The organism is Bacteroidota bacterium, assembly GCA_037133915.1.
Taxonomy (GTDB): domain Bacteria; phylum Bacteroidota; class Bacteroidia; order Bacteroidales; family CAIWKO01; genus JBAXND01.
The window spans coordinates 1-15,833 of record JBAXND010000069.1; the positions used below are offsets into that span (position 1 = coordinate 1).

General features: G+C 42.8%; 13 protein-coding genes. 8 read left to right on the plus strand and 5 right to left on the minus strand.

What is annotated here, in order from left to right:
* The first annotated feature begins 386 nt into the window (after positions 1-386).
* Positions 387-2,009, plus strand: coding sequence for a CTP synthase (locus WCM76_15515; GenBank protein ID MEI6767039.1), 1,623 nt, complete (start codon positions 387-389; stop codon positions 2,007-2,009).
* 9 nt (positions 2,010-2,018) lie between these two features.
* Positions 2,019-3,035: a UDP-N-acetylmuramate dehydrogenase gene (gene murB / locus WCM76_15520; protein ID MEI6767040.1), complete on the plus strand. Its 1,017-nt coding sequence runs from the start codon at positions 2,019-2,021 to the stop codon at positions 3,033-3,035.
* Here murB and WCM76_15525 read toward each other — a convergent pair.
* From WCM76_15525 to WCM76_15535, 3 genes are read right to left on the minus strand one after another with little or no spacing between them, the layout of a single operon-like run.
* A complete protein-coding gene (locus WCM76_15525) occupies positions 3,028-4,227 on the minus strand; it encodes a M48 family metallopeptidase (GenBank protein ID MEI6767041.1) in 1,200 nt (399 codons plus the stop codon). The two genes, murB and WCM76_15525, sit on opposite strands and share 8 nt — an antisense overlap.
* 27 nt (positions 4,228-4,254) lie before the next feature.
* A complete protein-coding gene (locus tag WCM76_15530; GenBank protein ID MEI6767042.1) occupies positions 4,255-4,812 on the minus strand; it encodes a LemA family protein in 558 nt (185 codons plus the stop codon).
* 32 nt (positions 4,813-4,844) lie between these two features.
* Entirely contained in the window at positions 4,845-5,240 is a 396-nt protein-coding gene (locus WCM76_15535; protein ID MEI6767043.1) for a zf-TFIIB domain-containing protein, read from the minus strand.
* 162 nt (positions 5,241-5,402) lie between these two features.
* Between WCM76_15535 and WCM76_15540 the strand changes: the two genes are divergently transcribed.
* The 6 genes from WCM76_15540 (at position 5,403) to WCM76_15565 (ending at position 13,277) form a co-directional block, all read left to right on the plus strand.
* Complete coding sequence (locus WCM76_15540) at positions 5,403-6,953, plus strand: DUF4301 family protein (protein ID MEI6767044.1); 1,551 nt, start codon at positions 5,403-5,405, stop codon at positions 6,951-6,953.
* Positions 6,954-7,002: 49 nt separating this feature from the next.
* A complete protein-coding gene (locus WCM76_15545; GenBank protein ID MEI6767045.1) occupies positions 7,003-7,548 on the plus strand; it encodes an RNA polymerase sigma-70 factor in 546 nt (181 codons plus the stop codon).
* A gap of 64 nt (positions 7,549-7,612) precedes the next feature.
* A complete protein-coding gene (locus WCM76_15550) occupies positions 7,613-8,650 on the plus strand; it encodes a FecR domain-containing protein (protein ID MEI6767046.1) in 1,038 nt (345 codons plus the stop codon).
* Between the two features lie 13 nt (positions 8,651-8,663).
* Entirely contained in the window at positions 8,664-11,336 is a 2,673-nt protein-coding gene (locus WCM76_15555; protein MEI6767047.1) for a TonB-dependent receptor, read from the plus strand.
* A gap of 2 nt (positions 11,337-11,338) precedes the next feature.
* The gene (locus tag WCM76_15560) at positions 11,339-12,157 is read left to right on the plus strand and encodes a DUF4249 family protein (GenBank protein ID MEI6767048.1); all 819 of its coding nucleotides are present in this window, start codon (positions 11,339-11,341) and stop codon (positions 12,155-12,157) included.
* Positions 12,158-12,344: 187 nt separating this feature from the next.
* Positions 12,345-13,277 (plus strand): hypothetical protein, encoded by a 933-nt coding sequence (locus tag WCM76_15565; protein ID MEI6767049.1) that lies wholly within the window; start codon positions 12,345-12,347, stop codon positions 13,275-13,277.
* Positions 13,278-13,345: 68 nt separating this feature from the next.
* On the opposite strand, the gene WCM76_15570 is transcribed toward WCM76_15565, so the two are convergent.
* Both WCM76_15570 and WCM76_15575 read right to left on the minus strand, forming a co-directional pair.
* Positions 13,346-13,789 carry a CBS domain-containing protein gene (locus WCM76_15570; GenBank protein ID MEI6767050.1) on the minus strand — a complete coding sequence of 148 codons (444 nt, stop codon included), beginning with the start codon at positions 13,787-13,789 and terminating at the stop codon, positions 13,346-13,348.
* Between the two features lie 206 nt (positions 13,790-13,995).
* The coding region (locus WCM76_15575) for a hypothetical protein (protein MEI6767051.1) at positions 13,996-15,833 on the minus strand (1,838 nt) is incomplete at its 5' end.

Genomic DNA, 15,833 nt, shown 5'->3' on the forward strand with positions numbered 1-15,833 from the left:
CAAGCTGAAAAAAAAAGCAAATATTAATAAATTAAGAACGTATCACAGTTTAGTCTCGCCTCAGGCGAGATTGGTTTCAGCCACGGCCCCCTGTCCGACTACCGGCGGAACCTCTCCGGTTAAACAAGCTGAAAAAAAAAGCAAATATTAATAAATTAAGAACGTATCACAGTTTAGTCCGACCCCTTCTAACCTCATTTCAGTAAACTTTTTCTGTCGGAAAATCAGGCTTGCAAAAGTAGAAAATATTTCCCGTATTGCAAATTTTTTTTCTGCAGACATCAGCAACAAGCCACAGGCATTGCCCATAATCGTAAAAAACCTTGCGTTTTAGGGCATTCCTACGCTTTTTATTCGTTAATTTGCATTTTAATTACTATCAGATTATGTCGCAAACCAAATATATCTTTGTTACCGGAGGTGTGACCTCCTCACTCGGAAAAGGAATTATTTCAGCATCACTCGCAAAACTCCTTCAGGCAAGAGGATTTGCCGTTACCATCCAGAAATTTGACCCCTACATCAACGTTGACCCGGGCACACTCAATCCTTACGAACACGGCGAATGCTACGTTACCAACGATGGTGCCGAAACCGACCTTGACCTCGGTCATTACGAACGTTTTCTGAACGTTCCCACATCACAGGCTAACAATGTAACAACCGGAAGAATCTATCAGTCGGTTATTGAAAAAGAACGCCGCGGCGTTTACCTTGGCGAGACTGTTCAGGTAATCCCGCACATCACCGACGAGATAAAATTCAGGATCAGCCTGTTGGGCAGTGAAGGGAATTTTGATTTTGTGATTACCGAACTGGGCGGCACCGTTGGCGATATAGAATCATTGCCATACGTAGAAGCCGTCAGGCAGATGAAATATGAACTCGGTCCCGGAAACAGCCTTGTTGTTCATCTGACATTAGTGCCATATCTTTCGGCAGCAGGTGAGTTGAAAACTAAACCAACACAGCATTCAGTAAAAACACTCCTTGAACTAGGCGTTCAGCCTGACATTCTGGTGTGTCGCACAGAGCATCCGCTCAACGAAGGCATCAAAAATAAAATCGCACTGTTCTGCAACCTCGACCCAAAAGCTGTTATAGAATCTATCGACACCGAGACAATTTACAACGTACCTCTGTTGATGCGTCAGGAAAAATTCGATTCGGTTGTTCTCGAAAAACTGAAAGTAACCTATGCCGGAGAGCCCGACCTTGCTAAATGGGAGGAATTTCTGTTCAAACTTAAAAATCCGAAAAGCGAAATAAATATCGGACTGGTCGGCAAATACGTTGAGCTGAAAGATGCATACAAATCAATTGTAGAATCATTCATCCACGCAGGAACTGAGATACAGTGCAAGGTTAACCTGCAGTTGATACATTCCGAATTTATCGACCAGACAAATGTTGCCGAAAAATTGGACGGACTCCACGGAGTGCTTGTTGCTCCAGGGTTTGGCGAACGCGGAATCGAAGGAAAAATAATTGCCATACGGTACGTACGTGAAAATAACATCCCGTTTCTGGGCATTTGCCTAGGCATGCAATGCGCTGTTGTGGAGTTTGCGCGCAACGTACTCGGTCATGCCGACGCGCATTCTACAGAAATGAACCCACGCACTTCCTACCCGGTGATTGACATTATGGAAGCTCAGAAAAAAATATCATGCAAAGGCGGAACCATGAGGCTGGGTGCATATCCGTGTACAATAGTTGAAGGATCTAAAGTAGCTGAAGCATACAACGCACTCAACGTAAATGAACGCCACCGTCACCGTTATGAGTTCAACAATAAATTCATGGAAGAATTTAGAACGGCCGGCATGATTGCAACCGGCATCAATCCTAAAGACCAGCTGGTTGAGGTGATGGAACTCAAAGAACATCCATGGTTTGTAGGCGTGCAGTTCCACCCCGAATACAGAAGTACGGTTGCCAATCCACACCCCTTGTTTCTTGGTTTCGTGAAAGCCGCATGGAAGTATATGGATTCTATTAAGAAGTAAATTCCTGCGATGGATATCCTTAAAAACACTTCACTGCTTACATACAACACCTTTGGTATTGAAGTTAGCGCTGCCTGCCTTGTCAGAATTGATGAAAAAACTGTTTTATCAGAGCTTGTAAAAGTCCTGCCATCACTTCCGCAACCGTTTTTTGTTGTAGGAGGCGGAAGCAATCTGCTGTTTACACAGAATTTTGAAGGCACCATACTGCTTGTTCAGAATAAAGGAATTGAGGTGGTGCGCAGGGATGCTGAAACGGTCATTGTGAAAGCCGCGGCCGGAGAACACTGGGATGAATTTGTGAATTACTGCGTGGATGCAGGTTTTGGAGGACTCGAAAATTTAACAGCCATTCCCGGAACTGTAGGCGCATCGCCCGTTCAAAATATCGGAGCTTACGGAACAGAAGTATGCGAAGCCATTCATGCAGTTGAAGCACTGGAACTCGAAACAGGCATCAGCCGGATTTTCACGCCCGGTGAATGTGAATTTGGATATCGTTCAAGCATTTTCAAACATGAATTGAAAGATCAATATCTTGCTACATCTGTATCATTTCGATTATCCACAAAACATGCAATCAGGACTGACTACGGAGCCATTGCCGCTGAGCTTGAACGATTGCAGGTAAGGGAACCTTCCATTAAAGATATTCGGGATGCCGTTCGCAATATCAGGGAATCCAAACTTCCCGACCCGCATGTTTTGGGCAATGCCGGCAGCTTTTTTAAAAACCCGGTGGTAACGGAAGGTTTTTTTGAATTTCTGAAAGAAGAACATCCTAACATGGTGCATTTTAATTTGCCCGACGGCGATGTTAAACTTGCCGCAGGCTGGCTTATTGAACAATGCGGATGGAAAGGCAAAAAGCTCGGAAATGCCGCCGTTCACGACAAACAAGCGTTAATTATCGTTAATTATCGTAACGCAAGCGGAAAAGAAATTATGGCACTTGCCGAAGAAATTACGGCATCAGTATTTCAAAAATTCAGCGTAGTGCTTGAACCCGAAGTGAATATTATCTGACGATTGTATGCTCTTTACCGCATCGGGTACAATGAAATTGATTCTCTTTGTACTCGGCAGGTATCTTATATTTCATTCCGCAATCGCAGGTAATAAAAGCAAAATTATCAACCTTCATCATAATATCACCCGATGTTCGCGCTGTTGTTTTCACATCGGCCGCAGTCTCATTTACCAGGCCCTGCCTGAACGGCAGCGCTGATTCTTCAGTTAAAGCGGATTTAGGAATAATGTGAGAAACTTTTCCTTTAACGGAATCATAGGCTTGCTCGTAATTGCCATAACCGGCGCCCGACATATTGCGAAGTATCCGGATGCGCTCACTGATGGGTGGGTGCGTGCTGCTCAGGTCAGAAAGTTTCTTTCCTTTTTTCTTGAGAGGATTGCAGATGTACATCGGTGCCGTGACTTTATTTGCCATGGGCATATCAACATCCGAATTTGCAATCTTTTCGAGCGCAGATGCCAGTCCTTCCGGGTATCGTGTAAAACGAACAGCCGATGCATCAGCCAGATATTCCCGTTTCCGCGAAAGCGAAAAATATAAAAGCTGGGCAATGATAGGTGCAAGAATAGCAAGAACAATTGCCAAAATAAGTATGATAATCTGTCCCTGTCCGCCGCCTTTTTTGCCGCGTCCACCCGAGAAAAACATCCCACGAAGGAATATTTCAGAAATAATTACAATCGTTCCCATCATCACACCGGCAATCGTCATAAAACGAACATCGCGATTATAAATGTGCGACATCTCATGTGCCACAACACCCTGCAATTCGTCGCGGTTAAGGCGGGCAAGCAAACCTGCTGTTACAGCAATAGATGCCTTTTCAGGAGAAATACCTGTGGCAAAAGCATTCGGCGCATCGGTGTTGATGATGTATATCTTGGGCATGTTTGTAAGGCCTGCGGCAATCCGCATTTCCTCCACAACATTATACAGCTGCGGATGAATATCGGGCGTAATCGGTTTCGCATTACTGGCAGATAACATGATGGCGCTGCCGGATGTTACGCTTACCAGCGTGAGAATTCCCCACACCAGAAATGCTATGATGATACCAATGATACCACCACTGCCATCGGAGCTGAAAGCCAGCCCCACGATGAAGCCCAATACCACAAGCACCAGGCCCATGATAATAAAAAGGAATACAGATTTACGCTGGTTGGCGCGAATTATTTCCCACATAAAAGATTCGGTTTATTGTGACAATTTTCAGGAAAAACTAACCTTGGGAACTGCTTTTTCAGCGACGTCGGTAATTTCAAAGAAGTCGCCCTGCTTGAAGCTGAACATACCGGCAATAACATTTGACGGGAACACCTGAATTTTGTTATTGTAAAACAATACCTGATCGTTGTAGCTCTGACGTGAATACGAAATTTTATTTTCGGTTGATGTCAGTTCTTCCTGCAAAGCAAGAAAACTCTGGTTTGCTTTCAAATCGGGATATGCTTCAACAGCAACCTGCAGTTTGCCCATCAGTCCGCTCAGTACACCTTCGGCGGCAGCTTTATCGGGAATGCTCGATGCCGACATGGCGTTGCTTCTGGCTTCCGTTATTTTTGTAAGGGTTTCACGCTCATGAGTCATATAGCCCTTCACGGTTTCAATAAGATTGGGGATAAGATCATGGCGGCGTTTAAGCTGCACATCAATCTGTGCCCATGCATTCTTTACCTGATTGCGCAGTCTTACTAAAGAGTTGTACATTCCGATAACCATCAGTATCAGAATAAGCGCGATTCCTAAAACAACAAACAATGCGATCATAATAACCTCCTATTTTAAATTTACTTTTTTTATCAGCGACTTAAATTATAACGGAACATTTCGTTCAGCAATTTCAATATTTTATTCTCGCGGTCAATTGATGCAAGCTTGATAACATCATGCAGTTCGCCATTATCAAACCAGATACCGTGCTGCTTTTTGCAGGAATCAACAAGCACTTCATTGTTATTGCCAATGAAAACTTTGTTCATTTTCTTTGAACACTTCGGGCAGCGGCGCGATTTTTCTTTGACTGTTGAATCAACGTGCAATGTAGATAATACACGTCTTTTTTCTTCAGCATCCTCAAGCAGTAATTCCAACTCTCCATCATCGAGCCAGATACCGCTACATGATGTGCAATGGTCTATCTCAACCTGATCGAGTTCCAGAACAATCATTGCCTTTTTACATACGGGACAGTCCATGACCAATAATAATATTGTTAAACGGATGCAAAATTACTACAAAAACAGGCCAAAAAGACAAAAATCTTTAACTCCTGAATTATTATCTAATTTCGTGGCACATTAAACCTTACAGATTCCAATATTTAGTATTTTTATAGCGCTATTGACAAAAGAAAAAATATGTTTTCCGAAAAAGATAAAAAACAGATAGACGCGAAGGGCGCCGACATTAAAACAATTAAAAAGCAAATCAGTGAATTTGTTCATGGCTTTCCTTACATAGACCTCGCAGCACCGGCCACTCCCGGCGAAGGGATAAGAAAAATAGCTGCAGCTGATGCGACACAGATGGCAACATTTTTTGATAAAAAAATGGGGGATTGCCGTGTTGTGAAATTCGTTCCGGCTTCAGGAGCTGCCAGCCGTATGTTCAGCCATTTGTTCGCCTTTATGGACAAGTACACCGGCACTGAATCAGACCATAAAATATACCTGAGCGAAACGGGGTTTAATTCAGCATTCCATTTCTTTAGTGAAATTGAGCGCTTTGCATTTTATGATGATCTGGAGCAATGCCTTGCAAAAAAAAGAGAAAGCATCCAATCGTTGACAGAACACCGGAAACTGAACACCATTCTCGAACAGCTTCTCACAGCCAAAGGACTTAATTATGCCGGACTTCCGAAGGCATTGCTGAAGTTTCACAAATACGATAATCACGCACGCACAGCCGCGGAAGAACATCTGGTTGAAGGTGCAAACTATTGCAAAAGCAGCGATGGCAAGGTACTCATACATTTCACCCTATCGCCCGAACATATTGAATCTTTCAAAGCATTGCTGGATGGAGTTGTTGGGCGGTATGAACAAATGTTCAATGTAACATTTGAAATTTCCTGGTCGGTTCAAAAATCATCTACCGACACGATTGCCGTTGATGCAGACAATAAACCCTTCCGGGAAGCCGACGGCTCACTGCTGTTTAGACCCGGCGGTCACGGAGCACTCATCAGTAATTTGAATGAAGTGGATGCCGATATTGTCTTTATTAAAAATATCGACAATGTTGTTCCCGATTCACTGAAAGAACAAACATTCCTCTTCAAAAAAGTTATCGGCGGATGCCTGCTGCATTTGAGAGAACAGGTGTTTGATTATATCAGATTACTTGAAAATGCCGCTATCACTGACGAAAAATTAATTGAGATTAAACATTTTCTGAAAAAAGAGTTTTTTGTTGACCTCGAAAGTGAATTTTATCGCCTGAAATCAAAAGAAAGAATAAAGCTGCTGCATTCAAAGCTGAACCGCCCGATACGCGTGTGCGGCATGGTAAAGAATGAAGGCGAGCCGGGTGGCGGTCCATTTCTGGTGCGCAGTCCGCAGGGAGAAGTGAGCCTTCAGATTGTGGAGTCGTCGCAGATACATCTTAAAGATCCGCTGCAGCGCGAAATATTTATGAAAGCAACTCACTTTAACCCGGTAGACCTTGTGTGCAGCCTGACAGCACACGACGGAAAAAAATTCGACTTGCATAAATTCATCGACCCGGAAACAGGATTTATTTCACATAAAACAAAAGATGGTAAACCACTCAAAGCTCTTGAACTTCCGGGATTGTGGAATGGCGCCATGAGCAACTGGAATACCGTTTTTGTAGAAGTGCCCATCATCACATTCAATCCTGTAAAAACAGTGAATGACCTGCTGCGTAAGGAACATCAGTCTTAAGTCGTAAGTTAAAAAACAGAATAAACTGAGCGAAGAAAACACATATCCCATCCGTCAGCTCGACGAACAAACATTTGAACAGCTTTTTAAAAGCCAGTTCAAGGGACTTACGTTCTTTGCACAGAAGTATGTGAAAGACCTTGATACGGCCAAAGAAATTGTTCACGATGCATTTATCGGCCTGTGGGACAAGAGGGCACAAATTGATTTGAATAAATCTTACAAATCCTATCTCTCTGCTTCTATATATAATAAATGTATCAATCATCTTCGCGATAACAAAAAGTTCAACTGGGATATTCTGATTCTTGAACACCTTCATTCGGAAACAGAATATCACAATAATGACCATCTGGTAGAAGCTGAACTTGCCGTAAAAATTCAAAATGCCATTGATGAACTGCCAGAAAAATGTCGTGAAGTATTCATGTTACAGCGTTTCGAATCATTAAAATATCTGGAAATTGCCGACCGTTTGGGCATTTCCGTAAAAACCGTTGAAGCCCAGATGTCAAAAGCATTGCAGCATTTGCGCGAACGGCTCAAAGACTATTTATGTATCATATTGATAATTCACGAATTGTGGCTATTATAAAAATATTTATAACGGACGTAAGGGTAAAACAGGTTTCGGGTGTATAACGTGTGCAGAAACAATTATGGAAACAAGTTCAACATACGGTATTGAGTTAATCACCAGATATTTTTCAGGTGAAGCAACGGAAGATGAAATCCTCCGTTTATCGGAATGGCTGAAAGAATCCAACGATCATCAGGTTTTGTTCAACGAATACCGTCTTACCTGGCAGGCACTCGAGAAAACAAAAATTCAGGAAACAATTGAAGTTGAATCTGAATGGAAAAAATTCAACTTCCGCAAGGCTGCTGACGAATTACGAAAAGCCGATGAAAAGCCCGTTATCCGAATCAATCGCGACCGCGGAACTTCCTCATCATCCTATCTTAGGTTGTTCCGTATTGCAGCGATTCTGATTGTTCTGGCAGTTTCTTCCGTTGTACTTTACAGAATTTTCGACACACCGGAACAAAAAATACTGACGGCACAGACCACCACACTGGAGAGTAAACTTCCCGATGGCACATCCGTTACGCTGAATGCAGGTACCACGCTCTCCTACCCTTCGGAATTCAGTAAATCGCATCGTGATGTAAGTCTAAAAGGCGAAGCGTATTTCAATGTTACGCACGACGCACAAAAGCCATTTATTATTGAAGCCGACGGAGTGATGATTGAAGTTTTAGGAACTTCATTTTATGTAAATACCAACCCCACAGAGAATAACGTTACGGTGATTTTGAGTAACGGGAAAGTGGCGGTATATCGTAAAAACTCACCATCGGAACGCACAATTATGGCTCCCGGAGATAAAGTTGAGATGCCTAAAACAAGCGCTGTGGCAGTAAAAACAGTAAATGACGACCAGAATTTCCTTGCATGGAAAACACACGAATTTATTTTCAATAATGAACGTCTTGATAACATTATTTCCAAACTGAATCTGGTGTACCGCTCGCAAATAAAGCTTGAAAATCCCGAACTTGCGAATTGCCTGCTTACAGCAACATTCAGCAACCAGTCACTTGATGCGGTGCTTAAAGTAATTGAAGCCACTCTTGATATCAAAATTAAAAAGTCCGGTTCACAGATATTAATCTCCGGCAAAGGTTGTTCCTGATAATTAAACTGCTATGAAAGTATTCGGGATACGCACGTTGAGATTCCTGTTTCTCGTTATTTTACTGGCTGTTCCGCACATGCTGTTTTCGCAGAATCTTGATAAAAAGATTTCGGTAAAAATAAAAGACAAGCCTTTGGGCGAAGCCATTGCACAAATTGGAAAACTTGCAGACATCAATTTTTCTTTCAGTTCCCAAAACATTCCTGTTGACAGAAAAGTGAGTATCAAAGCCCGTAACAAACCGGTTAAAGAAATCTTTGCTGACCTCTTTACAGCTAACGGAATTGAATGGACTGTAATGGAGCATCAGGTGGTACTCAAGCCTCGCAAAGCAAGTCCTCAGGATATTATTGAGAATAAAACGCCGTCAATTGCGAAATTTACCATCAGCGGCTACCTTAAAGATAAAACGACCGGTGAAATTCTGATAGGTGCATACGCCTACGTAAAAGGCACAAGCATGGGCACAGCTACCAACGCTTACGGCTATTATTCTCTCACACTGCCTGAAGGAGAATACGAATTGGTGTTTTCCCTTTTGGGATATCAGAGCATTTCACAAAAGCTGCAGCTTAAAGACAATATTAAACTCACAGGCGAACTGGAAATTTCAAAGACAGAAATAAAAGCCGTTGTAATCAGCGCCGATGATAAAGAACAGCAACAAAAGGAACAACAGCTTAGCCAGCTTAAGCTCACACCGCGCGTACTGAATCAGCTTCCGGGTTTTGCGGGAAATGTTGACATTATTAAATCATTGCAGGCCGTTCCCGGGATAAAAGCATACGGCGACGGTTCAACCCTGTTTTACGTGCGCGGCGGAAACAGCGACCAGAATCTGATACTTGTTGATGAAGCGCCTATTTATAATCCGTCCCATCTTTTTGGTTTTGTATCCGCGCTGGCACCCGACGCCATTAAAGATGTGGAAGCATACAAGGGCGATTTCCCGGCAAGCTATGGCGGCCGGCTCTCCTCGGTTATTGATGTAAGAACAAAAGACGGCAACATGAAAAAGTTCGGGTTTGGCGGCAATATCGGACCCTATACTTCCGATCTTTCTCTTGAAGGTCCTTTTAAAAAAGACAAATGCTCCTTTTTTGTTTCAGGTCGCAGAGCAAATCTCAACTGGCTGAATCCGACTAAAAGCGCTGACAGAACTTTTACGATAAATTTCTTTGACGTCAATGCCCGCATAAATTTGAAGCTGAATGACAACAACCGCTTTTTTCTTTCGGCTTATGGCGGCAATGATGATTACAGCAGACTTACCACAGGTGCCGTACAGACTTTTGGCATCAGCTGGAACAATATACTCGGGACGTTCAGGTGGAATCATATTTTTAATAATAAATTATTTTCGAACACCACAGTTTGTTACAGCCGTTACAATTACTACATGTACATCTCGAAAGAACAAAATAATTATTGGAATTCATCCATCGCCAACACCACTTTCAAATCCGATTTTTCGTGGTTCGCAAATCCGCAGAATACTTTCAAGGCAGGAATTGACATCAGCTCACATGCATCGAATCCGGGCAACGTATTTTTTTCTGATACGGAAACACAGCGCCATGTAGCAGCGGTTGCAAAATACAACTCAATGGAATACGATTTGTATCTCTGCAATGAACAACAGATTGGTGGCAGAATAACTCTGAGGTACGGACTGCGATTGCCTGTGTGGCAAAATTTGGGACCTACTACCTACTATATTTTCAATACTAATTATGAAGTGTTTGATACCGTGGATGTAGCAAAAAACAAGGTGTACGCTACATTTTTCAATCCGGAGCCGCGCATCAGCATGCGATATGCAATCAGTGAAAAATCGTCTATCAAAGCCAGCTACAATCGCACAGCACAATACCTTCAGGTACTTTCAAACTCGGTAAGTCCATTCACCTCACTTGAAGTTTGGGTACCCTCAGGCCCCAATATAAAGCCACAGCTTGCCGATCAATTCGCTCTGGGATGGTTCAGCAGCGTATTCAAATCGAAATTCAATTTTTCCGTTGAAGGATTTTATAAATACTTCTACAATCAGATTGATTATAAAGATCATGCGAACATGCTCTACAACCCTTTGATAGAAGGAGAATTAAGATTCGGGAAAGGATATTCTTACGGTTTAGAATTGATGCTCCGCAAGCCGGAAGGCCGACTTACCGGATGGTTGGGCTACACCTGGTCAAGAACATTCAAACTTATTGAAGGTATGAATGGAAACGAACCATATCCCGCGTCTTACGATCGTCCTCATGATTTTTGTGCGAACATTTCTTATAACACCCGAAAACGCTGGTCATTCAGCGCAAACTGGATTTACCTGAGCGGCGGTGCCATCACTACTCCCGTTGGCTTTTATTATTTTAACGGTTATTCAATACCTGTTTACGGTGCGAAAAATAATGACAGACTGCCTGCTTATCACCGAATGGATATTGCCGTGACTTACAGATTGAGCAAGCCTGAACGCAAATACCAGCACCGCCTTATGCTTACACTTTATAATGCATACGGAAGAAAAAATCCTATTTCCATTAATTTCAATAAAATCATTGACGACAACGGAAATTTTGTTGTGCCCGCTAACAAGAATGGAAATAATGAATTGGTGCCAACAAGTATTTCGGTTGCCGGAATCATACCATCATTAAATTACTGTTTTAAATTCTGATGATGAGAAAAATATTGTTCATAGCGGTTATTCTAATCATTGCGGGATGCGAAAAGCAAACAACATGGGACTTACAGCAGGAACCGCTGAAGCTGGTTGTTGTTGATGCCATCCTCACAGACGAAGTAAAAACACAAACCGTTAAACTCACAAAAACGGTTTCTCAGTTAAATGAAAATCCCCTACCGTTATCAGGTGCAACCGTAAGATTAAGCGATGGCGACTCATCCTTTATACTTACTGAAAAGCCCGTCGGAAGCGGGCTGTATTGCACGAAGAAAAATTTCGCTGCTACAAGTGCGAAAACCTACTCTCTTCTGATATCGGCTGATGATGGGATTTACACCGCCAAAGCGAAGATGATACAGGGTTCAGCTTTCGCACCTTTGAGGTATTCTAAAAATAAAAACAACCAGCTCTATCATATCGACTGGATAGCGAATACTTACAACGCAGAGAAGTCTGCCATGTTTGAAATAATAATAGATTGGTCGAAATTGCCGGCTTATAGCGGAACCGATTCCTCGCTGTGTACTGCAAAACTCTTTTACTATACGCTTACAACCCTTGATGTGAGCGAAATATTTGCTCCCGAACTCGAAAAGATTTCCTTTCCGGCAGGCAGCATTATCAGCGAAAGCAGGTATTCTCTTAGTCCGGATTTTGAAACTTACCTACGCGCCATGCTTTCAGAAACCAACTGGCGTGGCGGTTTATTTGACTCGGCACCTGCCAGTGTTCCCACCAATTTGAGCGAAGGAGCAACCGGCTTTTTTGCAGCATGTGCAGTTACAAAACTATCAATGACAGTAACACCGTAAATGATTCCAATAAAACTATTACTATTTTTGCACTTATTAATGTCTGACAATCTATTATTTACATGACGCGTTCTAACTTCCTTTAAAAAAAATCATCTTTGCATAAGGGTAAAACAGGTTACGGGTGTATAACTATTGAACACGACAAGAAATTGAATCAATTAATAACCTTTAATTCTCAGAAATCATGAAAACGAAAAAACTAATCTTCGCAGGCGCCATCCTGATCGCGATTGCAGGAATAAGCATTTCAGGATGCAAAAAAGACAAATCGAATGGCCCGAACACCGACACATCCACACTTCAACAACTCACCAAAGATGAGGTCGCCATGCAGGGTGCAAACGATGATGCGGATAAAGATGTGAATGACGTTATTTCTAAAAGCGGCGGCAAAGCCGGAAACTGGGTTCCCTGCAATGCAACCCTCGATTCTACCAGCGTAGTGAATGACACAATTACATATAACATAACTTATAACGGGCTGAACTGCTCCGGCACACACAATCGGTCAGGTCAGGTTCAGGTTAGAAAAAATGTGAATACTCACTGGAAAGATGCAGGTGCCGTAGTGTACGTAAAATTCATCAACCTGCATATAACCAAAATCTCAAACGGAAAATCTTTTACTATCAACGGAACAAAAAAACATGAGAACGTAAGCGGCGGTTTGCTTGACAATCTTGGCTCAACACTGACATCCGTTGTGCACAAAGTTTCAGGCTCCATTCAAGCTACCTTTGATGATAACACAACGCGTACCTGGACAATTGCACGCCAGAAAACATTTACCGGAACACCGGGCGACCTTATTTGCACCGTTGATGGTTTTGGCTCCGCCGATGGAAAAAACAATCTTGTTATGTGGGGAATAAACAGAAATGGTGAGAATTTCTATGTTGAAATCACCCAGTCTGTAAAACACAAAGAAGCTTGCGGATGGGATCCTGCTGCAGGAATAAAAATCTACTCAATACCCGCCGACAATAAATCGGCAACCGTAACATTCGGATTTGATGACAACAACCAACCAGTGGCTTTGAACGGCAACTGCCCTACCCGCTACAAAGTTGACTGGACGAAAAACCTGCACGCAGGAACACTTTACATACAATTGTAAATTGCAAAAAAGATAAAAAAAAAGAGCTGCACTTTGAACGGTGCAGCTCTTTTTTTTTATTCTACGATTCAGCCACCATATGCGCCGCCACTGATGTAATTGCGTAAACTATTAATTTCAGTAGCCTGCGACTTAATAATCGCGTTCACCACATCTCCAATAGTTATCATACCGGTAACTTTATCTCCTTCCACAACAGGCAAGTGCCTGATACGTTTCTCAGACATCAGTTCCATGCATTCAAAAATATTCATTTCTGCATCAACCGAGATAACGTCTGACGTCATTACCTCAGCTACTTTCGTGTCTTTAGAAAGCAATCCCTTCAACACAATTTTACGGGCATAGTCGCGCTCGGAAAAGATTCCGGATAGTGTCTCACCGTTTAAAACCACTACGGCACCAATATCTTTAACAGACATAAGCTGCAGTGCTTCATAGACAGTATTTTCGGGGGTAACTGCATAAACCCGGCTGCTCTTAGCCTCAAGAATTTTCTTAACTGTTAACATAGCTGAAGTGTTTTGTTTAGCCAAAGTTAACACTACACAAACTGTTAATTACCTAACAGATACAATAAGCTTATCCTACAACTTAAATAGGATACGACCAATCATACAACATACTACAACACTGATATTTGCAAGCGGATTTACACAAAGCTGATATCCATCAGATTTGGGAATTTGATGAGAATATTCGCTTCCAAATAATGAAATTATTTCAATAACCCATTCGGATTATTCAAGGTAGGCTTGCGGCTATCGGTTCCGCTAGCGCTGAAAGGAACATTATGCTGCCTGTCAAGTTCGCTTTGCGCAACAAATGTTTGATTACCGGTTTTAATGAGTCCTTTCTTGGGTCCTCCGGGAACTACCTGCCCAATTTTCACAAAATTTGCAGGATCGTAACCATAAACATCCCAGTCGTCGGCCCAGTGAAATACTTTAGTCATATCGGGCCGGTTGGCAGCTTTTGCAAGTTCAATTTCATTTTTATCACGCATAAAACCGGGACCGGGAGCTTGTGGAAATCTTCCTTCGCCATAATTAGTCTTTGGCTTCAGTAATACCATATAATCAAAAATAACCGTATCGTTTGTTGATGTTACAGAAGCGCTTTTCCCCATGGCAATCCAGTCGAAAGAACAACTTATGTTCCCCGTTGTAGACTTCACTCGGAATCCGCCGCTTGTTTTATCGCTTACATATAATGTAACACCGGGATTATTGGGAGTGATGGTAATTACTGCCGCATTGCTGCCGCTGATAGCAGATGAAAAATCATTTGAAAAATCAATCCATATCTCCGAACCATTAATTGAAGCAGAACCGTAATCAGTAAATTGCTTTGCAGTATTTTCATTCTTCACAAAAACATCGAATCCGGTTGAAGTTGGAACAACCGAAACCGGTCTTGGTGTGGCGGAGCGTGTTTGAATATATGCCCGGACAGGATTATTTGCATCAATAACCGCAACATCAGTAAGAATAGGATCAAGCTCAATGTGGGCAGTGCCGTTTACGGCTACGCCACTTCCAAAATCCTGATACCAATATTCGGGAGATTCTGGACATGTAAGCAATATGCGACCATGGTCTTTTGTGGGAATAATCTCGGAAACTGAATTTGTTCCGGTAATTTTTCGTGCTGTTGAGCCATCTGCAACATAAGCATAAGCTCCACTCGATGAAAATGAGCTGCAATAGCCGGCACCGGAGCTTATCATAAGACCATAAGAAGCGCCACTGTATCCATACAGAGCATAAAAAGCTGCCGCACTTCCATTGGAATATAAACCATAGCCACCGCTGCCATTTGTAGAATATACACCGTAATAGCTGCCATTAAAATAACCGGCATATCCGGAAGTGCCGCCCTTGTTTGTATAAATGCCATAATCGCCGGAAGTGCTTGGATTATCAAAATAGCCACCATAGCCGCTTGTATTTCCATTATAGCCGTATACCCCGGCATTAATGCTGCCTACCCAACTAGAATGTGTACCCAAAGCGCCATAAGTGGTGGTCGTGTTGTTCACACCGACTACACCGGCGCCACCCGTTGTGCATGTTCCACGTACTCCAAACCAGCCTGTATTTTCGCCATTTACACTTGCAGCAGCCCCTGTAGATTGTTGTGCATTTATTGCAGAACCACTTCCTCCAAAATAACTATAAATACCGTAAGCAGCATTGGGGGCTGTACCTAATGAAACATAACCACTACCGATATCCTGCAGCGAAGAATTCCCCAGTGTTGTGGAGCCTGTCCAGCGTGTAATATAATTTGTTGTGCCGCTTCCCGATAATCCACCTGAACCTGTTGGCCCAGGTATGCCCTGTATTCCCTGAATACCTTGAGGACCTGCAGGACCAATTGACCCTTGAATACCTTGAGGACCTGCAGGACCTTGAATCCCTTGTGGCCCCTGAGGACCAATCACACCTTGTATCCCTTGCGGGCCCTGCGAGCCTGTTAAACCCGTAAGACCTGTGGGGCCGGTTATTCCCTGAGCTCCCGTTAAGCCGGTGAGACCTGTGGGACCAGTTATTC